Here is a 17,861-nt window from a genome sequence, read left to right as displayed (position 1 = left end):
AAAATATGAAAATCACACATTTATGCTTATGCGGGCCACTAACTGATAATTGGACATATCAAGATAATCTACTTCCTAAATATCATAAAGCTTTAGGATATGATGTTAGTGTAATAACATCTCAGTATATATGGAATGATGTTGGAGACTTGGATATAGATAGTAGGGAAATCTATTATAATGAGTATGGAATTAAAACAATTAGAATTAAATCTCAATACAATACAAATGTTCATTCGAAATTCAAAAAATACCAAAATCTATATAAGACAATCTCTAATGAAAGGGCCGATATCCTTTTTATCCATGGTATACAATTTATAGATATTATTACAATTGTTAGATACTTAAAAAAACATTCTGAAGTTGTTGTTTATGTTGATAATCATGCTGATTTTTCAAATAGTGCTACAAATTGGTTCTCAGAGTATATCCTTCATAAGGTTATTTGGAAGTGGTGTGGTAAATTGATAGAGCCTTATACTAAAAAATTTTATGGGGTTCTGCCGGCTAGAGTTAATTTTCTAAAAGAGGTATATAAATTACCTGATAAAAAAGTAGAATTGTTGGTCTTAGGTGCTGACGATGAAAGAGTTAAAGAGGCGAAAGCTAATAGTAATAGATTAGACATTCGGAAAAAACATCAAATTAATTCAGATGATTTTTTGATTATAACAGGTGGTAAGATTGATTCAGCAAAAAAACAAATATTACTTTTAATGAAAGCAGTTAGCGAAATTGAAGTTGATAATAAAAAAGTTAAGCTTATTGTTTTTGGATCAGTTGAACCTGAGATTAAAGATGAATTAAAGTTATTAATTAATGGAAATAAGATACAATACGTAGGGTGGATTTCACCGTATGACACATACCAATATTTAGCTGCCGCTGATTTAGCTGTTTTTCCAGGAAGACATTCTGTCATATGGGAGCAAGTTGTTGGAATAGGAGTCCCTTGTCTATTTAAATATTGGGAGGGAACAACCCATATTAATGTAGGTGGGAATTGCCAATTTCTCTATGAAGATTCTGTGGATGAAATAAGAACTAAAGTTAAAGAAATCCTAGATAATCCAAATTTTTATGAATCTATGAAAAATAATGCAGAACTATATGGAATGGCAAGGTTCTCATATGCAAAAATTGCGAAAGAAAGCATACAATAATATGCTCTAGTATGGAATCTATTAATCTGAAAGAATTACCTTTTTTGACGAGATATGTATTAATTACATTACTTGCATAGATCTAGTTAATAATTTAATTAATGTTTTAAATAAATGAGGATTTTATAACTATGAAACATTAAGCAATAGAGGTGAAGTGAATTTGAAACAAGATAAGTATACAGGAGATAAGTTAAACATACTAAAGATATTTATGTATGTCTTAATATATAAAACAGTTATAGAACTTATTTATATTTTTAGAATATCACCATTATATAAATACACAGGTTTGACTTTAGAAACTAATGTTTTAGGTTTTTTTATTTCAACATTATTTCTTCTAATTATAATCTTTCTATTGCCAACAGATAAATCAAGACCCTCAACATATCTGTATTTAATGTTTGTTTTATTTTTAGTTGTACCATTACTTTCATATTATTGGCTAAATAATCAAAGTTTATCATATATTAGTGTTGTAATTTTGGCTTGTTTAATAATATCTATTTTTCTTAAATCAATAAAAATTGTTAATATTTTTGAAGAAATAAAATTCGCAAAATTACTTTTAAGTATTTTATTTATTATATATATACTGATAACAGTATATATGATTATAAAAAGAGGTGGAATAGATTTTAGGGCATTTAATTTTAATTCTATTTATGATTTACGTTCAGAGATTCACTTTTCTGGTATATCAGGATACCTATTAAATTGGTGTGCAAAAGTATTTTGTCCATTTTTCTTTGCATATTTTCTATTTAAAAGGCAAAAAGGGAAAATGTTTCTAATATTAATGCTTCAACTGCTACTTTATTTAAGTTTTGGTTTTAAAGCATATTTATTTTCTGTTGGGATGTTAGTGATGGTTGCTATAGTTTTCAGGAAAAATAAATTTGAAAGAGATTTTACATTAGGATTCACTGGTATAATCATAGTCTCTTATATCTTAGATATCATTAATATTTCAACTACACTTCGAAATTCCATTCCGTTTAGAATGGTTTATGTGCCTGCTCAAATACAGTACCAGTATTATGATTTCTTTAAATATAGAGATAAAATGTTTTTTGCAGATGGTATCATAGGGGAAATTTTCTCTGTAGAAAGTCCATTTAGTAAACCAGTACCATTCGTCATTAGTAGCCATTTTCACGATGGAGCTGTATCTAATTCTAACACTGGTATTTTCGCTGATGCCTATGCGAATGGTGGATTTATCAATTTGATATTTTTCGCAATAGTACTAGCTATCATTTTTTATATGATTGACTCATTAACCAGGCGAATTCCTCAGTATATAGTAGTAGCTGCATTTAGTTATATGGTGTTTGTACTGAATGACAACTCTCTTTTAACTGCTTTTCTTACAGGAGGAATAGGGTTAATGCTTCTATTATTAATATTGTTTAATTCCAGTTTGAAAAATGACGAACTTAAGGGGCTTACTTAAATAAAGATTCTATATTTAAAGTTGACATAAAAGAACGGGGTTAAAGCATGCTTTCATTTTTTAAAAAAGGTATCTATAAGGATTCATTTTTAAATATTGTTGCTTCACTAATTTTAACTGCAGCAGTTCAATTACTTGCATATCCATTTCTTGGTCGGCAATTTTCAGTATCTGATTATGGATTAATTCTTATGATTATGGGAATTATTAATGCTATAGGTGTATCCTTAGGTAATTCATTAAATAATACTAGAATATTATTACAGGCGGAATATGAGAAAAAAGGTTTTCATGGTGATTATAATCCAATATTCTTAGGTATCTCGATAGTAGGTGCTATTACTGTAGCCGTAATAACTACTATAGTTCTAAAGAAAATTGATGTAACAGTAATAGGCTCTATTGTAATAACCTTGCTAATTTTAATTCGTGCTTATTACTCAGCTAGTTTTAGAATAAATATAAATTATAATAAAGTACTAATGTCAAATTTATTTGGATTGTTTGGATATTTATTTGGTATTATTATTACTTATTTCACAGGATTATGGGTGTTTTTATTTATTTTCGGAGAATTATTTTCATGTATATACATTCTAAATACATCGAAAATTGTGCGTGATAAATTTCAAATAACGTCATTATTCAAAAAAAGTTTTAACAAATTCTTTTTCATTATGTCAGCATCTGTTTTATCTACAATGATGATGTATATGGATCGATTTTATATATATCCTTTTCTGGGAGCTGAAGAAGTTTCTGCATATACTGTTGCGTCATACCTTGGTAAGACAGCAGGAATTATATTTATTCCTATTGCGGGTGTTTTGCTCACATATTACGCCAAGGAAGACGAACTAAAAATAAGAGAGTTCTACAAACGTACAAGTCTTTTTGTGTTATGTTCCTTTGTTATTTATATAGGAATAATTACATTAGGAATTCCTATTACGAAGTTACTTTATCCAACAATTATTAATGACGCAATACCTTATTTTAATATTGCTAATCTAGCCGCTATTGTTTTTATTTTAGGAAACACAATTCAACCAACATTATTAAGATATTGTGAAGCAAAATGGCCACCTATAATTCAAGGTGTCTATTTTATTGTATATTTAATATTAGGTTATTACGGCATGATTCACTATGGTTTGCTTGGTTTTTGCTATGCTATATTAATTTCAAATATATTTCAAGTTATATTTATGTTAATTACAGTAACTGTCTCTTTGCATAAAAAAATTGTTATTCTATGAACTGACCTAGTGATATGAGACAAGAAAAAACACCTATGCTGCCTTTGCCCTGAATTGAACAGGGGAAAGGCAGTTTAATTTTGAAAATGGTCGTATATAGTTATAATAATACATGTAAGATTCCACTTTTTCTAGTACAATAGAGTTTGTAAGACGCGCCTTTTGGTGTGTGTAAATTCTTCCGACTTTATGGTGGAGTGGAAGGATTCAATGACGGCATTATCAAAGCAATTGCCTTTACGGGACACGCTTGTGATAATGCCTTTTTCTTGGGCTGAATTTTGAAAAGCATACGATGTATATTGCGCTCCCTGGTCACTGTGAAGAATCAGTCCTTTCGTTTCACGCCCATTACAAGCTGATTTCAATGTTTCTAGTACGAGATCTACCTTTTGGTTATGACCAATTCGATAAGCAATAATTTCATTGTTGTACAGATCCATAATGGTTGATAAATACATCGTTGATTCTCCAAAATTCAAGTAGGTTATATCTGTAACCCACTTTCGATTTGGTTTATCTACTTTAAAATTCTGTTCCAGTAAATTTGGAACGATACATTTACTTTCACCGGCAATTTTTGTTTTCCGTTTAGGTTTGACGCGACATTGGATCTTATATTTTTGCATGATCTTTTGCACAGTTAATCTATTAAGCGAAATCTGATGATCTTCTTTTAATAACTTTTTAACCATTCTGTGCCCTACTCTGTATTTTAGGGAGTTATAAATATCGATTATTTGTTTTTCTAGTTCTGTCGGCTTCCATGACTTTTGAATCCAACGATAGTAAGTGGACCTAGGAACGCCGATACAATCGCATATCATCGCTATCGTATAAACGCCTTTTAGCGACTCTACTAGCTCTATTACTACTTTTGGTGCCAACTCCTTTCGATTTCCTGGTACTTTTTTAAGATGTCATTTTTAATTTCTAGATGTTTCACTTTCCGTTTTAATTGTTCTATCTCGCTCAGTTCCTCAGGACCTTTCCCAAAGGAATATTGTTTACCAATGGGTTGTGACAGTCGATGTTCTTCTCCTTGTCTGTACCATCTCATCCACGTCTTAATTTGAGACTCATTACGTATCCCAAACTTGTCCATAAGCTGTTTATTCGTGGACTTCTTGGATAACTTCATTTCAATTACTTCTCGTTTAACTTCTTCCGTATAGAATCTTTTCTTTTCCCCCATGAGAAAAGTACCTCCAATAATAGTCGTTTAATATATATACGACTCACGGGGTGCTTTTTCCTTTGTCTCATTTAATTAGGTCTCTTCACTACATAATTGGTTTCAAAACGGTTTTTCTTATGATATACCCTATACCCTAAGAATAGTTTCGGGTGCCTGTCACTTCTCGAATAATCCTGTTTCAACTAGATTTTGATTAGTATGACCACTATAAGTTGAGAAGTCTTGTGAGGAAAATCGCAGCAAGGCTTTTTTGGTTGAAATTTTTTGAATTAATTGAATTGAAAGTTTAGAGGGCTGTGTTAGATGAAATATAAGCGTCAAATACTTCACGCGTATTCATCACAGCCTCCAGATGAGATAATCTTCATAGATTAAATCTCGAAGGAGGCTTTTCATGTCAGATAAACAGTTAGAATGGGAGGCAAGTATGGACCAATGGAGCGATAGTGGCCTTAGTATGGCTGCTTGGTACCGCAAAAAAAATATTAATATTCATCAAATGTATTACTGGAAACGTAAGTTTGATCAACAAACAGATAATATTTCTTCTAGCAATTGGTTAGAAATTAGCCATTCGGCTAACATCGATGAGCATTCATCTATCATTATTAAGATAGATAAGCTATCAGTGGAAGTAAAACCACAGGTTGATCGTCAACTTGTATCTGATGTATTACATTTATTGTAGTATCAATGATTCATCCATACTATGAAAGGGTCTATTTAGCTTGTAGTGGTCCTACGGACCTTAGAAAGTCAATTGATGGCCTAGCAATTATAGTAAAAGAAGCATTTGAACTTGATCCATTCTCCCTGCACTCTTTATGTTCTGTAATCGAAATAGAGATAAATTAAAAATTTTACAGTGGGATAATAACATTATTCGAGTTGTTTGGATCTTCATCTGTAGAACGAAGAGCATCCCAAACGTCATTATAGGAAAGCTCGGTATGATCATCAATAATATTATGGAGTGCCGATTTCAGGTTAGATCCCGTCTTGCCAATAGCATTATCATAATAGTCTCCAGTAGGATCAGAACTACTGTCTAACGTGAATTGATTTGTATTTTTAAGACCGGGATGGGCGTAATATGAGGTGTGTCATCAGCAATTGCCAAAGAATAATCATCACTGAAATTTGATGTTTGGATGGAAGATGAAGAAATTGGTTTACCTACTATATAACCTTCTACGGTTTGAACCGAGTTATCTTGTAATTGACTTGCGTCCTACGGATATGACTGTCAATAGCTCAAGAGGGAATAAAGAATTTGATAATGGGGGTACCGCACAAGGCGAAGCACCAGACACATATGCAGACAGTGATTCTTGGGAACCTCGTGATGAAGTTAAAGGCGATGTTGCACGCATGATTTTTTACATGGCAGTACGTTATGAAGGGGATAATGGTGAGTTAGACTTAGAGGTTTCTGGATCTGTAAATAACGGTTCTTCGCCTTTACACGGTAAACTTTCAACTTTAAAAGAATGGAATGAACAAGACCCAGTAGATGACTTTGAAAGAGAAAGGAATGAAATAATTTATCTTGATTATCAACATAATCGCAATCCATTTATAGACAATCCAGGATGGGTAGAAGAAATATGGTGATAACAGTAAAAATCCAGGACCCTGACGATAGAGGGAGAGTGTAGCTGCTAAAATATAATGAAATAGTAGAATTATTGAAGAAGCAGAGAACTTTTCGCTGCTTCTTCAATAATTTACTTCAATAAACGCGTTGAATTCACTTTCTCTTAAGGTAGAAAAGGTATGAAGAAATGCTTGGACATCATCTTCTGATTTGAATGCTTTATGAAGTAAATGCCGTTCGATATGATAGGTTGTTTCGTCACGCAAGGTTATTTTATAAATGTCTAAGATGAGGTCACTGGCATTACTACGCATGACAGCCATGCCGTGTATTGGGTTTGTTGGATGAATTAACATACCTTCATAATAAGAATGTGCTGCGATGTTTTCGTCTACTAGGAAGCTAAGATTTTGGTTGGTCATTAGTCGATCTCCTTTTAATAGATTACTTCCATTCTACATTATTCTCTTGTTTAAGTCCTTCTGATTTTATGTCTATTTTATTACAGTTTAGACAGGTTGTAAGTTCGCATCTTTAATCGCATAGTGTAGTTTTAATGTGCGAGTTAGTTGGTTTTGTAGTTGATAAGCAGATTCTTCGAAGTCAATTGTCGTGCCATTACGAAAGATGATCGTTGATTGGGTTTGTTTACTTCTTGCTTGTGGGTGTTCGATTATTTTATGTATATGCTTGGCAAACACCCAACTACAGCTAAAGTTGCTAGGTGATTGCGTGGGAAATGCATAAATCTGTGCACGTTCATAGATAAGTATAGGTACTTTACGGGTTGAACCAATTAGCTTACTTGCTGCTTTTTGTCGTCCTTGATAAGAGGCAGCGCCTGCTATGCAATTGGTTTTTATGATTGTGAGTGGTGTTTGTTGGACAAGCAACTCACGCTTCGTTTCCCGCACAATTGCTTGATAGTCCACAGTCATAGCAGGAAGGATTGCTAGTGTATTGCGATTAATTTGATAGAACGTACTTATTTTTAACATAGATATCTACCCTTTTCGATAGCATAAATAAGCGCGACTATGATTCGGAGTCACTAGAATGATGTAATAGATTCTTAATATACGTATGATCAAGATGTAGTTTCTCTTCTAGCAACAGACTACTTGTTAAACTTGGAGAAGTAATTCCTCTTTCAATCCGTCCGATAGCCTCCGTACTGATGCCAATTTGATAGGCCAATTCTTCCTGTGACAGCTCCTGGATATTTCGTTGATTCTGTATGTATTGCCCATAACTTCTTTTGAATTGTTCACGTGTCATTTGTAGGCCCTCTTATTTATTTTCCAAGAATGAATAAGAAATGAGTACAAACTATAGTGTGTTTAATGGAAATTAAAGGGTATTTTGGGGAGTTTATTTTCAAGTGTCTGTCACTATCTGTGTTAAGTCGTATGAACGTTGTGGATGTGTGAGGGAAAGTCTTGTGAGAGAAATCGTAGCAAGGACTTTTCGGTTGAAAAAAGTCTTTAAATAAAGAGATCTGTGAGCGTATCCTTGAGATGGATAAATTAAATGATTTGTTCTTTTCGGAAGAATAGTTAGTATTTGGCGCTTCCCATTAGCATGATTTTATATGAGGTATTTTTAATCAAAGTTAAGTATATTTTAGGAAAAGGGCAATGAAAGGCTTATTGGCTAGGGTAGTCTTTTTGATAGCAATATGTTATTATTAAACAAAGAAACAAAGAAACAAAGAAACAAAGAAACAAGGAAAAAACAAACAAAGAAATCGGTATATTATGCGATGGAGAGGACATAACTTATGGTAATGATACAAAAAGAAGCGGAGAGAGCTGCCATGCCAAATCGTCCCAGAAAGGCTAAACGAATTGCCGTTTCAAGTAAAAGGCAGATTAGCATTCCTAAAGAATTTTATGACCAGTTAAATATTGGTGAAGAAGTTAGTTTGGAACTATACGGAAATCATTTAATTTTAAAGCCAATAAGTGAAAACTTTGATGATTTTTCTGAGGATATCTTAGGAGACCTTATAAGGGAAGGTTATCAAGGGGAAGATCTGATGGTGGAATTTAAACATCGTAAATCTCAAATAGGAAATGCCGTTGATAAGTTGGTAGCTGATACTAAATATTCAGGAGAAAAAACAACGATTGACGATTTATTTGGAGAAGACGATGATGCACTATGATTTAATTACTTCTTCAGCAACAAAAAAGTTTATAAAAAAAATGAAAGATAAGCCTTTAAAAGAAAAATTTAAATCTGCTTTTAAAGAAATTCAGCTAGACCCTTTTTATGTAGGTGAACCGAAAAAAGGTGATCTGGCTGGAGTTTATGGTTATGATATAAAACATAACGGCACTTCTTATGAAGTAGCTTATGCAATTGAAGAAGATGAAAATGGGAATGTTGTACTTGTAATCCTTGCAGGAACAAGAGAACAGTTTTATGAAGAACTAAAAAGGTATATTAAAGGTTCAAAGATACATAAAAATTAACAATAGAGAGCTGGTTCCCTCTGACTGGTTAGTTTCATTGTTACTTGCTTAATAGGAAGCTGGGGACGGTTCCAGTTTAATGACAAACAAAAAAAGCCCTGCAGAGATATCTCTATACAAAGCTCTTAATGGCACTTGAAGTAATTGCCATTATAAGCTGATCTCTATGTCAAGACTGGTTAGTTTTTTTAATCATTCATAATTCGAATGAGGTCGTAATGATAGAATCTTCTATTTCTTTTTCTATCGTCCCCATAAATCATCTTCAAGTGAACAAGTTCGTTTAGACTTTTTCGGATAGTCACAGGAGCTAAACTAGTATCGTTTACTATTTGATGCACTGTTGCAATAGGATATTTAAAAAGGGCTCCCCAAACTTTTTCAGTAGAAGGTTGTTTCAATTTACTTAATCCTTCTTTATATAATCTTTCTGCTTGTTCAAGTTTATTAAATTGTCGTTCCGCCATTCGAATCGTTGCATTAAGGAAGAAGGTTATCCAACTATCCCAATCAGGTTCGAATTTGTTTAGTGCACGAACACCGTTTAACATTGTATAATATTTAAACTTTTCTTTCTCTAGTTCTTCACTTAGGAAAAAGAACGGGGAGTCAATTATATTGGATTGCAACATATAAAGTACGATTAGAATCCTTCCTAACCGACCGTTTCCATCTAAAAAAGGGTGAATAGATTCAAATTGTGCATGGATGATTGCTACTTTAATTAAAGGGTGAAGTGTGTCCATTTCTTCATCTAAGTATGGATGCCCATTAATATATCTCTCTAAATTGGCCATATATTCTCCCATTAATTGTGGTTCAGGCGGAATATAAGAAGCATCTTTTAATTGCTTTGTAGGTCCGATAAAATTCTGGATGGTCCTATATTCACCTGCAGCACTTGTAGAACCACGATTATCTTTCATCAACTCGCTATGGATATCACGAATCAATCGTTCCGATAATGGATATCCTGTCTGTATGATTTCAACACCAATTTTTAATGCTCTTTGGTAATTACGAACTTCAACATTCTCCCAGTCCTTTTTTTGATCAATTTCATCTTCTAGCATTTCACTAAAAGTCACTTTGGTTCCTTCAATTCTTGTAGATTGAACAGACTCATGTAGTGTTAATAATTGCAGAAATGATTCACTGATTAAAGAATAATGAATTTTTTGTTTCAGCTTTTCCAACACGGATGAGGCTTCAACGACTTTCTTATAAAAAGTAAGTTCAGATTCAGCATCAAATGTGTGTGATAGAAGTGGTAATGGATAAGGCTTTTTCATTCTTAACACCTCGTTAGAATATTTATTGATTATATTATAGTTTAAAATACATCAAAGTAAATAATAGTGATATTTTGAAGTGATGAAATATCGTTATGGTGTTATGTGTGTTTTCAGGTGCCTGGTCATTTTCAGTTTTATGTCGAATAAATGTTCATGGTGTTTGAGTAGGAGGTAGGGTGCTTGTGTAACTGCTAAACAAACTAAGGGAAATCGTTTTGCTTGATAAAACTGAACACATTATGGTCATACATACCAGCTATGGCTGTCGAATCTGTAATCACAAAGAACAATAACTTCTATAGATCCGTTCCTAATCCTCTGTTAAGAAATCTAACAGGTTTATTGATATCGGTGTCTATTATGTTACTTTGAGTATAGGTAAGAAAAACAGTGAACTTCCTACAAAAATACAGATAATTTGTATCTTAGATGATTATCTCCCCTGTAATTTATATAGATTACTAAATTGGTTCAATAATAATTGAGCATATCATTAGGATAATATAAAAAATGAATGTAATGGGAGAGGATCTTTATGTTTGGTCTATTTAAGAATAAAAATAAAGTAACCGCGGTTGATGAGTTTGTTATGCCAATTGAGGGTGAAATTATTGACATCACAGAAGTGGAAGATCCTGTTTTCTCGGAAAAAATGATGGGGGACGGCTTTGCAATTATTCCAGTCGCTGGTTCTGTGGTTTCACCTGTTAATGGGGAAATCATTAAGGTGTTTCCAACAAAACATGCGATTGGAATTAAATCCGCGAAAGGATATGAAATTCTCATTCATGTAGGCATTGATACGGTTCAGTTAAATGGGAAAGGCTTCACTGCCCTTGTTAACGATGGGGATAAGATAAAGGTAGGACAAGAAATTTTACAGTTTAATGTAGAAATTATTAAGAAATCGGCTTCATCTTATGTAGTTCCTGTGGTCTTTACCGATTCGACAAAAGTTAGTGTGAAAAAGTTTGGCAAAACAGCGCAAGGCGAAAGAGACATCTTGTCTTTTGACTAAGAACACGCATGAACATAAAAAGCTACTTGATTTGGAGTAACACTCCTTTCAAGTAGTTTTTTTGTATTTTAATTGTTGAAGATAAGATAATGAAAACATTTATAACACCATTGAATAACGATAAGCTGGACTATATGATAGGAGTATAAGTTTAAGTGAGTTACCACATAACACTTATAAAACATAAATAAGATAGACTTGATGAAGAAAATTTTTGAGAAAGCTCAGCAATTTGGTAAATCGTTGAGTAATAAGATTTTATAGTAAGGACGTGTTTGGATATGCATCAAGTGTTAGATAAGATTGAAAAGGGATTAATTGTTTCTTGCCAGGCTTTAGAAGGGGAACCGTTACACAGTTCTTTCATCATGGGGCGTATGGCAGTAGCTGCAAAAGAAGGTGGAGCTGTTGGGATTCGTGCCAACTCCGTTTCGGACATAGTCGAAATCAAAAAACAAGTAGGGTTGCCGGTCATTGGCATCATTAAACAAGTGTACAAAGACCATCCAGTCTTTATTACACCTACGATGAAAGAGATCGATGCCTTAGCAGAAACTGGTGTCGAGATCATTGCCACAGATGCGACAAATCGACTTCGACCTGATGGTTGCGATTTAGCTACATTTTATAAAGAGATAAGATCTAAGTATCCTGATCTCTTGTTGATGGCGGACGTCTCTTCGGTTGAAGAAGCAATGTTTGCCGATGAGTTAGGGTTTGATATAGTGGCGCCGACTTTATACGGCTATACAGCGAAAACGAATGGATTGAAAATTGATGATCATGATTATGACGTTATTAAACAAATTGTAAAAAAAGTGACTAAAGCAAAGGTTTTGGCAGAGGGAAATGTTTCGACGCCAACTATCGCAAGGTCCGTTCTAGATAGTAATGTTCATGCGGTCGTTGTAGGTGGTGCAATTACAAGACCACAGCAAATTACACAAAGATTTGTTGATGCATTGGCACAAGATTAACGATGAGTGAATAGTTCATGAGTGGATTATGCTGGCTAGCTACATTAGTAAACAGTGTTAATATCATATCTAGCAAAGTCCGCTTGTGATAAGCTTTTGTATCGACTCGAGCGACGAAACTCTGATTATTGATGGCTGAATATACGGATGTTTCTTCTCCTATGGGTGCCAGTTTAAAGGTTCTCTGCTTTTTTTTTGGTTCTTATTAATCTTGATTTCATTTAAAATACGAATAAAAATTTTGCTTACCATTTATAGTGACTTTTCATAATATATACAGCATAAATAGGCAAACGCTTAAAATCAGTGTTTGCCTATTTATATATAAATCTATATTTAGTGTTAAAGATTATTTTGTATTCGTGAATCCACCATCAATTCTAATCACATCACCATTTATATATTGTGCTTTAGAAGTTAGTAAGAATGCCACTAGTTCAGCGACTTCTTCAGGGGTACCCAAACGTTTTTGTGGTATACCATTTTCTGCGTTTTCTTTCATTTCAGGATTCGCATCAAAGAATTCCTTCACCATTGGCGTTTCTGTAGGTCCTGGAGCAATGGCATTGACACGCAATCCATCCTTGGCATATTCAGCAACCATACTCTTTGTTAATCCAATGATACCGTGTTTTGTTGCTGAATACGTTACAACAGAGTCTTGTCCTATTACGCCTGCGCTTGATGCAGTGTTAACAATTGAACCTCCGCCATTCTTTAACATCACTTCAGCTACGTAGCGAACACCATACAATGCTCCCATCAGATTGATGCCAACGATTTGTTCAATTTCTTTAATATCCGTATCTAAGTAGTATTTACCACTGCCTGAAATACCAGCATTGTTAAAGAAATAATCAATGGAACCAAACTTCTCAACAGTTTTCTCAACATAATTTTTGACTTCGTCGACTTTAGCTACGTCAGCTTTAATGAAAATAGCATCCACTCCAGATTTCTTCAGCAATTCTACTGTTTCATTTCCACCTTGTTCATTAACGTCTACTACTGCAATGTTAATACCTTCTTCAGCTAGACGTAGTGCTGTTGCTTGTCCTAATCCACTACCACCGCCGGTTATAACTGCAACTTTATTCATGTGAAAAACCTCCTCAATATTAATTCAAGAGCCCAAATGGTAAGGGTGTCTTATAAGTATATACCCTTAATTTTATGAATTAAAATCAAAAGATTTAAATTAAAAATTTTCATAAATAGATAAAAAAGTTACAACGCGATTTTAATAGGAAGCTTTATATATTTTAACCCCGAACTAATGCTACAGTTTTGGGATTAGCCGTTTTCTTCTATCAGATAACTCTTGATTAACCCCCCAATAAAACCTGCCCTTGACATTTATTTTCAATACGATAAACTAAAGGTAAAATGTTTTACTAAATATTATTAAATGTAGTGCTTTTCTATATATATTTTGAGTTGATGTGAAGGTAATTTTGGTGGGAGGAAGAAGCGATGGCGACGATTAAAGATGTGGCGAAAACGGTAGGTTGTTCTATTACAACGGTTTCTCGGGTATTGAATAATGATCCAAAACTTTCTGTTTCAGACGAGATGCGTGAGAAAGTGTATCAGGTTGCTGATCAACTGGATTATAAGAAGAAAGTGATGCGTCCATTAATTAAGAATATTGTATTTTTATACTGGTTAACAGACATTGAGGAACTAGAAGATGTCTATTTTAAAGCGATGCGTTTAGAATTAGATAAATTGGCCAAGAAATTCAATGTTGAACTTACAACTTATAAAATTAATGAAGGAATAGAGCGGATTCCAGATGATATTGAAGGATTTATTGCTGTGGGGACCTTTTCCAATAAAGAGTTAGTTCAACTAAGGGAGTTAACACCAAATGGCGTCTTTATCGATGCGACACCTGATCCTTATCATTTTGATTCAGTAAGACCGGATTTAGCGCAGGTGACCCGAAGAACAGTTGACTTTTTAGTGGAAAAAGGACATAAAGAAATTGGATTTATAGGTGGGACTTTTCGCAATCCTAATACTCATGAAGATGAAATGGATATTAGAGAACGAACATTTCGGCAGTATATGGCGGAAAAAGGTTTGTTAAATGAAGATTTTATCTTTTGTCACAGAGGGTTCTCTGTCGCAAATGGCTATCACTTAATGAACAATGCTGTGGAAACACTGGGTGATCAATTACCGACTGCTTTTTTTACGGCTGCTGATCCGATTGCGGTTGGCTGTTTACAAGCATTAAACGAAGCGGCTATTGCGATTCCAAACAGAGTATCTATTATCGGAATTAATAATATTAGTGTTGCAAAATATATCTCACCACCGCTCACTACATTCGATATTGATATCCATGAAATGTGCAAAAATGCGTTGGAGTTATTAGTAGAAAGAGTGGTAGAGAAGCGTAAAATAGTAAAAACATTATATCTCGGTCCAGAAATGATAATTAGAAAAAGTACAAACTAAACTAGTTGAGGGTGACAAAGAAAGGCTATTACCATGCGAATAATCGTTGGTAATAGCCTTTCTTTTGTTATCTAAGTTAGATGGAAGCAAAGAATTATTCTCTACTTCTAGTAAAATAGTTTAATTACTAAGTAAAATATTTTACTTAATAAAGGTAAAAATATAATAACAAAAAGGTAAAAATTTTGTTTACTTATATTGTTTCTTGTGCTATATTTATATCGATAAAACGTTTTCATTATTTAAGAAAGCGCTTTATTACAACTCATTAATTAAAAGGGAGATGTATCCTAATGATAAGATTTAAAAAATACTTAGGACTTATTAGTTTTACAGCGTTACTTTTTGCTTTAGTTGCTTGTGGACCTCAGGAGAGCGATGGGGACTCTGGAGATTCATCGGATTCGAGTGAAAATGCAGAAGAAACGAAAGAATTAACTGTTTGGGCAGATATTGATAAATCTGCAGGTATAGAAGCTGCAATCGCTGTGTTTGAAGAAGAACATGATGTTGAAATAGAAGTAATCGAAAAAGCTTATGCACAACAAGTGGAAGACTTACGTTTGGATGGACCAGCTGGTACAGGCCCAGATGTTTTCACAATGCCTGGTGATCAAATTGGTACAGCTGTTACAGAAGGTTTACTTAAAGAATTAGATGTAAGCGAAGACGTACAATCTATCTACACAGATGTTGCGATGAATTCTCAAATTTACGATGGTAAAGTTTATGGTTTACCAAAAGCAGTTGAAACAAACGTGCTTTTCTATAACAAAGATCTTGTTTCAGAAGACGAAGTGCCTACTACTTTAGATGGTTGGTATGAGCTATCTCTTGAGTTAACAGAAGGAGAAAACTATGGTTTATTAGCTCTATTTGATCAAATCTACTATGCCAATGGTGTATTAAGTGGTTATGGCGGATATGTATTTGGGAAAGATGCTGACGGTAACTTTGACCCAACTGATATTGGGTTAAACAACGAAGGTGCTATTGAAGGGGCAGAATCAATTCAAAAGTTTTATGATGAAGGTCTTTTCCCATCAGGTTTAGTTGGGGAACAAGGTATTAACGTGTTAGATTCTTTATTCTCTGAAGGTAAAGCTGCTGCGGTTATTTCTGGTCCATGGAATTTAGGTCCATATGAAGAAGCAGGCATTAATTATGGCGTTATGAAATTACCTGAATTAGCAAATGGTGAAAACATGAGTGCGTTTGTTGGTGTGAAAAGTTACAATGTCAGCACATATGCTAAAAATCCAGAACTTGCAGAAGAATTTGTTGAATTCATAACAAATGAAGAAAATTCAAAAACAAGATATGAAATTACAGGCGAAGTGCCAGCTGTTAAAGCATTGGCAGAGGATCCTGTAGTTGCGGAAAGTGAAGCAGCTCAAGCTGTCGCACAACAGTCGCAGTTCTCAGAATTGACTCCAAGTATTCCTGAAATGAATGAAGTTTGGACACCTGCTGATGCGGCATTACAAACAATTGCTACTGGTAAGGCAGATCCAGAAGAAGCATTAAACCAAGCGGTGGAAACAATTGAAGGACAAATTGAAGCAAACCACGCTGGACAATAATTAATATTATTAGCTACATTTAAAAACTGGTGTCAAATGATTATACGATATTTGGCACCTTTCTAATTTGAAAAAATGTTTCCTATATAAAGAGGTGAGAAAAGTGCAACATCGGACAAAAGCAAGCTTGTTATCTATCATTCCTGGTTTTGGACAATTTTACAATAAGCAATGGGTGAAAGGTCTTGTGTTCCTAGGATTTGGTGGTGCGTTTTTATTCGCATTTGGTGATATGTTGAATATGGGTTATTGGGGAATTTTCACCCTTGGAACAGAAGTACCGAGAGATAATTCGGTATTTTTATTAGCGCAAGGTATTATCGCAATCCTTGTTACACTTTTAGGATTACTAGTATACTACTTGAATTTCCGTGACGCTTATAAAAATGGTGAATTACGTGATAAAAATAGACCGCTATCTTCACTTAGAAAGCAATATCATAACCTAGTAGAGTCAGGATATCCCTATGTAGTTAGTGGTCCATCGTTTTTCATTTTAGTATTTGCTGTTATTTTTCCGATTTTATTTAGTCTTGCAGTAGCGTTTACAAATTACGACTTATATCATTCCCCGCCAGCTAATTTAGTGGATTGGGTAGGATTTGATACATTCGCAAAAATTTTCACAGTTGATATTTGGCGTTCTACTTTTTTTGATGTTTTAGGATGGACGGTTATTTGGACACTCGTTGCTACTACCTTACAAGTTGGTCTTGGTATTTTGTTAGCAGTTGTTGTGAACCAAAAGGATATCCATTTCAAAAGAGTCGTTCGGACAGTCCTCGTTTTACCATGGGCTGTACCAGGATTTGTTACGATTTTAATTTTCGCAGGTCTCTTTAACGATAGTTTTGGTGCTATTAATAATGATATCTTAGCATTCTTTGGAATTGATGCGATTCCATGGTTAACCAATGCGGCATGGTCAAAACTAGCGCTTATTCTTATGCAAGGTTGGTTGGGGTTTCCTTATATATTCCTAGTAACCACAGGAGTCTTGCAATCTATTCCAGATGATTTATATGAAGCGGCGACGATTGATGGTGCATCTATTTTTGCTAAATTCAAGCATATTACGATGCCAATGATACTACTCGCGATTGCGCCGATTATCATTACGCAGTATACATTTAACTTTAACAACTTTAATATTATTTATTTGTTCAACGGCGGTGGTCCAGCAGTTCCAGGGTCTACAGCTGGCGGAACAGATATTTTAGTATCATGGATTTATAAATTAACCATGCAATCCAGTCAATATTCTCTAGCAGCTGCGTTAACTATTTTGTTATCTGTATTTGTCATTGGAATTGCATTGTGGCAGTTCAGACGAACGAATTCATTTAAGGAGGATTAAGAGTTGATG

18 protein-coding genes and 3 pseudogenes are annotated in these 17,861 nt (G+C 33.9%); 13 read left to right on the top strand and 8 right to left on the bottom strand.

The features are described from left to right. The first annotated feature begins 5 nt into the window (after positions 1-5). The 3 genes from DM447_RS15660 (at position 6) to DM447_RS15650 (ending at position 3,884) form a co-directional block, all read left to right on the top strand. Positions 6-1,166 (top strand): glycosyltransferase family 4 protein, encoded by a 1,161-nt coding sequence (locus DM447_RS15660; RefSeq protein ID WP_112182123.1) that lies wholly within the window; start codon positions 6-8, stop codon positions 1,164-1,166. Positions 1,167-1,329: 163 nt separating this feature from the next. Continuing rightward, the gene (locus DM447_RS15655; RefSeq protein WP_112182122.1) at positions 1,330-2,625 is read left to right on the top strand and encodes a hypothetical protein; all 1,296 of its coding nucleotides are present in this window, start codon (positions 1,330-1,332) and stop codon (positions 2,623-2,625) included. Between the two features lie 47 nt (positions 2,626-2,672). Next, positions 2,673-3,884 carry a lipopolysaccharide biosynthesis protein gene (locus DM447_RS15650; protein WP_112182121.1) on the top strand — a complete coding sequence of 404 codons (1,212 nt, stop codon included), beginning with the start codon at positions 2,673-2,675 and terminating at the stop codon, positions 3,882-3,884. A gap of 33 nt (positions 3,885-3,917) precedes the next feature. Here DM447_RS15650 and DM447_RS15645 read toward each other — a convergent pair. Continuing rightward, a pseudogene (locus DM447_RS15645) lies at positions 3,918-5,079 on the bottom strand (IS3 family transposase). 397 nt (positions 5,080-5,476) lie between these two features. On the opposite strand from DM447_RS15645, the gene tnpA reads away from it, so the two are divergent. Further along, positions 5,477-5,770, top strand: coding sequence for an IS66 family insertion sequence element accessory protein TnpA (gene tnpA / locus DM447_RS15640; protein WP_112182120.1), 294 nt, complete (start codon positions 5,477-5,479; stop codon positions 5,768-5,770). Positions 5,771-5,775: 5 nt separating this feature from the next. Next, a complete protein-coding gene (gene tnpB, locus DM447_RS18885; RefSeq protein ID WP_112182119.1) occupies positions 5,776-5,937 on the top strand; it encodes an IS66 family insertion sequence element accessory protein TnpB in 162 nt (53 codons plus the stop codon). Positions 5,938-5,951: 14 nt separating this feature from the next. On the opposite strand, the pseudogene DM447_RS18915 reads toward tnpB, so the two are convergent. Beyond that, positions 5,952-6,113, bottom strand: a pseudogene (locus DM447_RS18915) (endonuclease); the annotation flags it as partial. Between the two features lie 17 nt (positions 6,114-6,130). Continuing rightward, the gene (locus DM447_RS18910; protein WP_232827987.1) at positions 6,131-6,250 is read right to left on the bottom strand and encodes a hypothetical protein; all 120 of its coding nucleotides are present in this window, start codon (positions 6,248-6,250) and stop codon (positions 6,131-6,133) included. 56 nt (positions 6,251-6,306) lie between these two features. On the opposite strand from DM447_RS18910, the pseudogene DM447_RS15625 reads away from it, so the two are divergent. Beyond that, positions 6,307-6,696, top strand: a pseudogene (locus tag DM447_RS15625) (endonuclease I family protein); the annotation flags it as partial. A 105-nt stretch (positions 6,697-6,801) separates the two neighbouring features. Here the strand turns inward: DM447_RS15625 and DM447_RS15620 are convergent. From DM447_RS15620 to DM447_RS15610, 3 genes are all read right to left on the bottom strand, one after another. Further along, complete coding sequence (locus DM447_RS15620; RefSeq protein ID WP_112182117.1) at positions 6,802-7,101, bottom strand: hypothetical protein; 300 nt, start codon at positions 7,099-7,101, stop codon at positions 6,802-6,804. Positions 7,102-7,188: 87 nt separating this feature from the next. Then, the gene (locus DM447_RS15615; protein ID WP_112182116.1) at positions 7,189-7,677 is read right to left on the bottom strand and encodes a competence protein ComK; all 489 of its coding nucleotides are present in this window, start codon (positions 7,675-7,677) and stop codon (positions 7,189-7,191) included. A 37-nt stretch (positions 7,678-7,714) separates the two neighbouring features. Continuing rightward, complete coding sequence (locus tag DM447_RS15610) at positions 7,715-7,957, bottom strand: helix-turn-helix domain-containing protein (protein ID WP_112182115.1); 243 nt, start codon at positions 7,955-7,957, stop codon at positions 7,715-7,717. 502 nt (positions 7,958-8,459) lie between these two features. On the opposite strand from DM447_RS15610, the gene DM447_RS15605 reads away from it, so the two are divergent. Both DM447_RS15605 and DM447_RS15600 read left to right on the top strand, forming a co-directional pair. Further along, the gene (locus tag DM447_RS15605; protein ID WP_232827984.1) at positions 8,460-8,846 is read left to right on the top strand and encodes an AbrB/MazE/SpoVT family DNA-binding domain-containing protein; all 387 of its coding nucleotides are present in this window, start codon (positions 8,460-8,462) and stop codon (positions 8,844-8,846) included. Then, a complete protein-coding gene (locus DM447_RS15600; protein WP_338418766.1) occupies positions 8,809-9,156 on the top strand; it encodes a type II toxin-antitoxin system RelE/ParE family toxin in 348 nt (115 codons plus the stop codon). Before DM447_RS15605 ends, DM447_RS15600 begins: the two co-directional genes overlap by 38 nt. Positions 9,157-9,344: 188 nt before the next feature. Here DM447_RS15600 and DM447_RS15595 read toward each other — a convergent pair whose 3' ends face one another. Further along, positions 9,345-10,448, bottom strand: coding sequence for a Fic family protein (locus DM447_RS15595; RefSeq protein ID WP_112182113.1), 1,104 nt, complete (start codon positions 10,446-10,448; stop codon positions 9,345-9,347). 538 nt (positions 10,449-10,986) lie between these two features. Between DM447_RS15595 and DM447_RS15590 the strand changes: the two genes are divergently transcribed. Together DM447_RS15590 and DM447_RS15585 are read left to right on the top strand one after the other, a co-directional pair. Next, positions 10,987-11,469, top strand: a complete 483-nt coding sequence (locus tag DM447_RS15590) for a PTS sugar transporter subunit IIA (protein ID WP_112182112.1) — start codon at positions 10,987-10,989, stop codon at positions 11,467-11,469. 281 nt (positions 11,470-11,750) lie between these two features. Further along, positions 11,751-12,446, top strand: coding sequence for an N-acetylmannosamine-6-phosphate 2-epimerase (locus tag DM447_RS15585; RefSeq protein ID WP_112182111.1), 696 nt, complete (start codon positions 11,751-11,753; stop codon positions 12,444-12,446). A gap of 349 nt (positions 12,447-12,795) precedes the next feature. Here the strand turns inward: DM447_RS15585 and DM447_RS15580 are convergent, their stop codons facing one another. Next, the gene (locus DM447_RS15580) at positions 12,796-13,545 is read right to left on the bottom strand and encodes an SDR family NAD(P)-dependent oxidoreductase (protein WP_112182110.1); all 750 of its coding nucleotides are present in this window, start codon (positions 13,543-13,545) and stop codon (positions 12,796-12,798) included. A gap of 374 nt (positions 13,546-13,919) precedes the next feature. Between DM447_RS15580 and DM447_RS15575 the strand changes: the two genes are divergently transcribed. The 3 genes from DM447_RS15575 to DM447_RS15565 all read left to right on the top strand — a co-directional run bounded on the left by DM447_RS15575 (position 13,920) and on the right by DM447_RS15565 (position 17,852). Then, positions 13,920-14,912 carry a galactan degradation operon transcriptional regulator GanR gene (locus DM447_RS15575; RefSeq protein WP_112182109.1) on the top strand — a complete coding sequence of 331 codons (993 nt, stop codon included), beginning with the start codon at positions 13,920-13,922 and terminating at the stop codon, positions 14,910-14,912. Between the two features lie 293 nt (positions 14,913-15,205). Then, positions 15,206-16,495, top strand: coding sequence for a galactooligosaccharide ABC transporter substrate-binding protein GanS (locus DM447_RS15570; RefSeq protein ID WP_112182108.1), 1,290 nt, complete (start codon positions 15,206-15,208; stop codon positions 16,493-16,495). Between the two features lie 103 nt (positions 16,496-16,598). Then, positions 16,599-17,852, top strand: a complete 1,254-nt coding sequence (locus DM447_RS15565) for a sugar ABC transporter permease (protein ID WP_112182107.1) — start codon at positions 16,599-16,601, stop codon at positions 17,850-17,852. Positions 17,853-17,861: the final 9 nt, after the last annotated feature.

The sequence above is a fragment of the Paraliobacillus zengyii genome, from assembly GCF_003268595.1.
Classification (GTDB): Bacteria; Bacillota; Bacilli; order Bacillales; family Amphibacillaceae; genus Paraliobacillus_A; species Paraliobacillus_A zengyii.
The sequence above is the reverse complement of the archived record's forward strand: the minus strand, read 5'-3'. Positions and strand labels throughout refer to the sequence as shown.

Excerpts from the sequence above, each read along its gene's own strand:
- DM447_RS15660 (WP_112182123.1), top strand. The coding sequence starts at position 6 with ATGAAAATCACACATTTATGCTTATGCGGGCCACTAACTGATAATTGG.
- DM447_RS15650 (WP_112182121.1), top strand. The coding sequence starts at position 2,673 with ATGCTTTCATTTTTTAAAAAAGGTATCTATAAGGATTCATTTTTAAAT.
- tnpA (WP_112182120.1), top strand. The coding sequence starts at position 5,477 with ATGTCAGATAAACAGTTAGAATGGGAGGCAAGTATGGACCAATGGAGC.
- tnpB (WP_112182119.1), top strand. The coding sequence starts at position 5,776 with ATGATTCATCCATACTATGAAAGGGTCTATTTAGCTTGTAGTGGTCCT.
- DM447_RS15620 (WP_112182117.1), bottom strand. The coding sequence starts at position 7,101 with ATGACCAACCAAAATCTTAGCTTCCTAGTAGACGAAAACATCGCAGCA.
- DM447_RS15615 (WP_112182116.1), bottom strand. The coding sequence starts at position 7,677 with ATGTTAAAAATAAGTACGTTCTATCAAATTAATCGCAATACACTAGCA.
- DM447_RS15610 (WP_112182115.1), bottom strand. The coding sequence starts at position 7,957 with ATGACACGTGAACAATTCAAAAGAAGTTATGGGCAATACATACAGAAT.
- DM447_RS15605 (WP_232827984.1), top strand. The coding sequence starts at position 8,460 with ATGGTAATGATACAAAAAGAAGCGGAGAGAGCTGCCATGCCAAATCGT.
- DM447_RS15595 (WP_112182113.1), bottom strand. The coding sequence starts at position 10,448 with ATGAAAAAGCCTTATCCATTACCACTTCTATCACACACATTTGATGCT.
- DM447_RS15590 (WP_112182112.1), top strand. The coding sequence starts at position 10,987 with ATGTTTGGTCTATTTAAGAATAAAAATAAAGTAACCGCGGTTGATGAG.
- DM447_RS15585 (WP_112182111.1), top strand. The coding sequence starts at position 11,751 with ATGCATCAAGTGTTAGATAAGATTGAAAAGGGATTAATTGTTTCTTGC.
- DM447_RS15580 (WP_112182110.1), bottom strand. The coding sequence starts at position 13,545 with ATGAATAAAGTTGCAGTTATAACCGGCGGTGGTAGTGGATTAGGACAA.
- DM447_RS15575 (WP_112182109.1), top strand. The coding sequence starts at position 13,920 with ATGGCGACGATTAAAGATGTGGCGAAAACGGTAGGTTGTTCTATTACA.
- DM447_RS15570 (WP_112182108.1), top strand. The coding sequence starts at position 15,206 with ATGATAAGATTTAAAAAATACTTAGGACTTATTAGTTTTACAGCGTTA.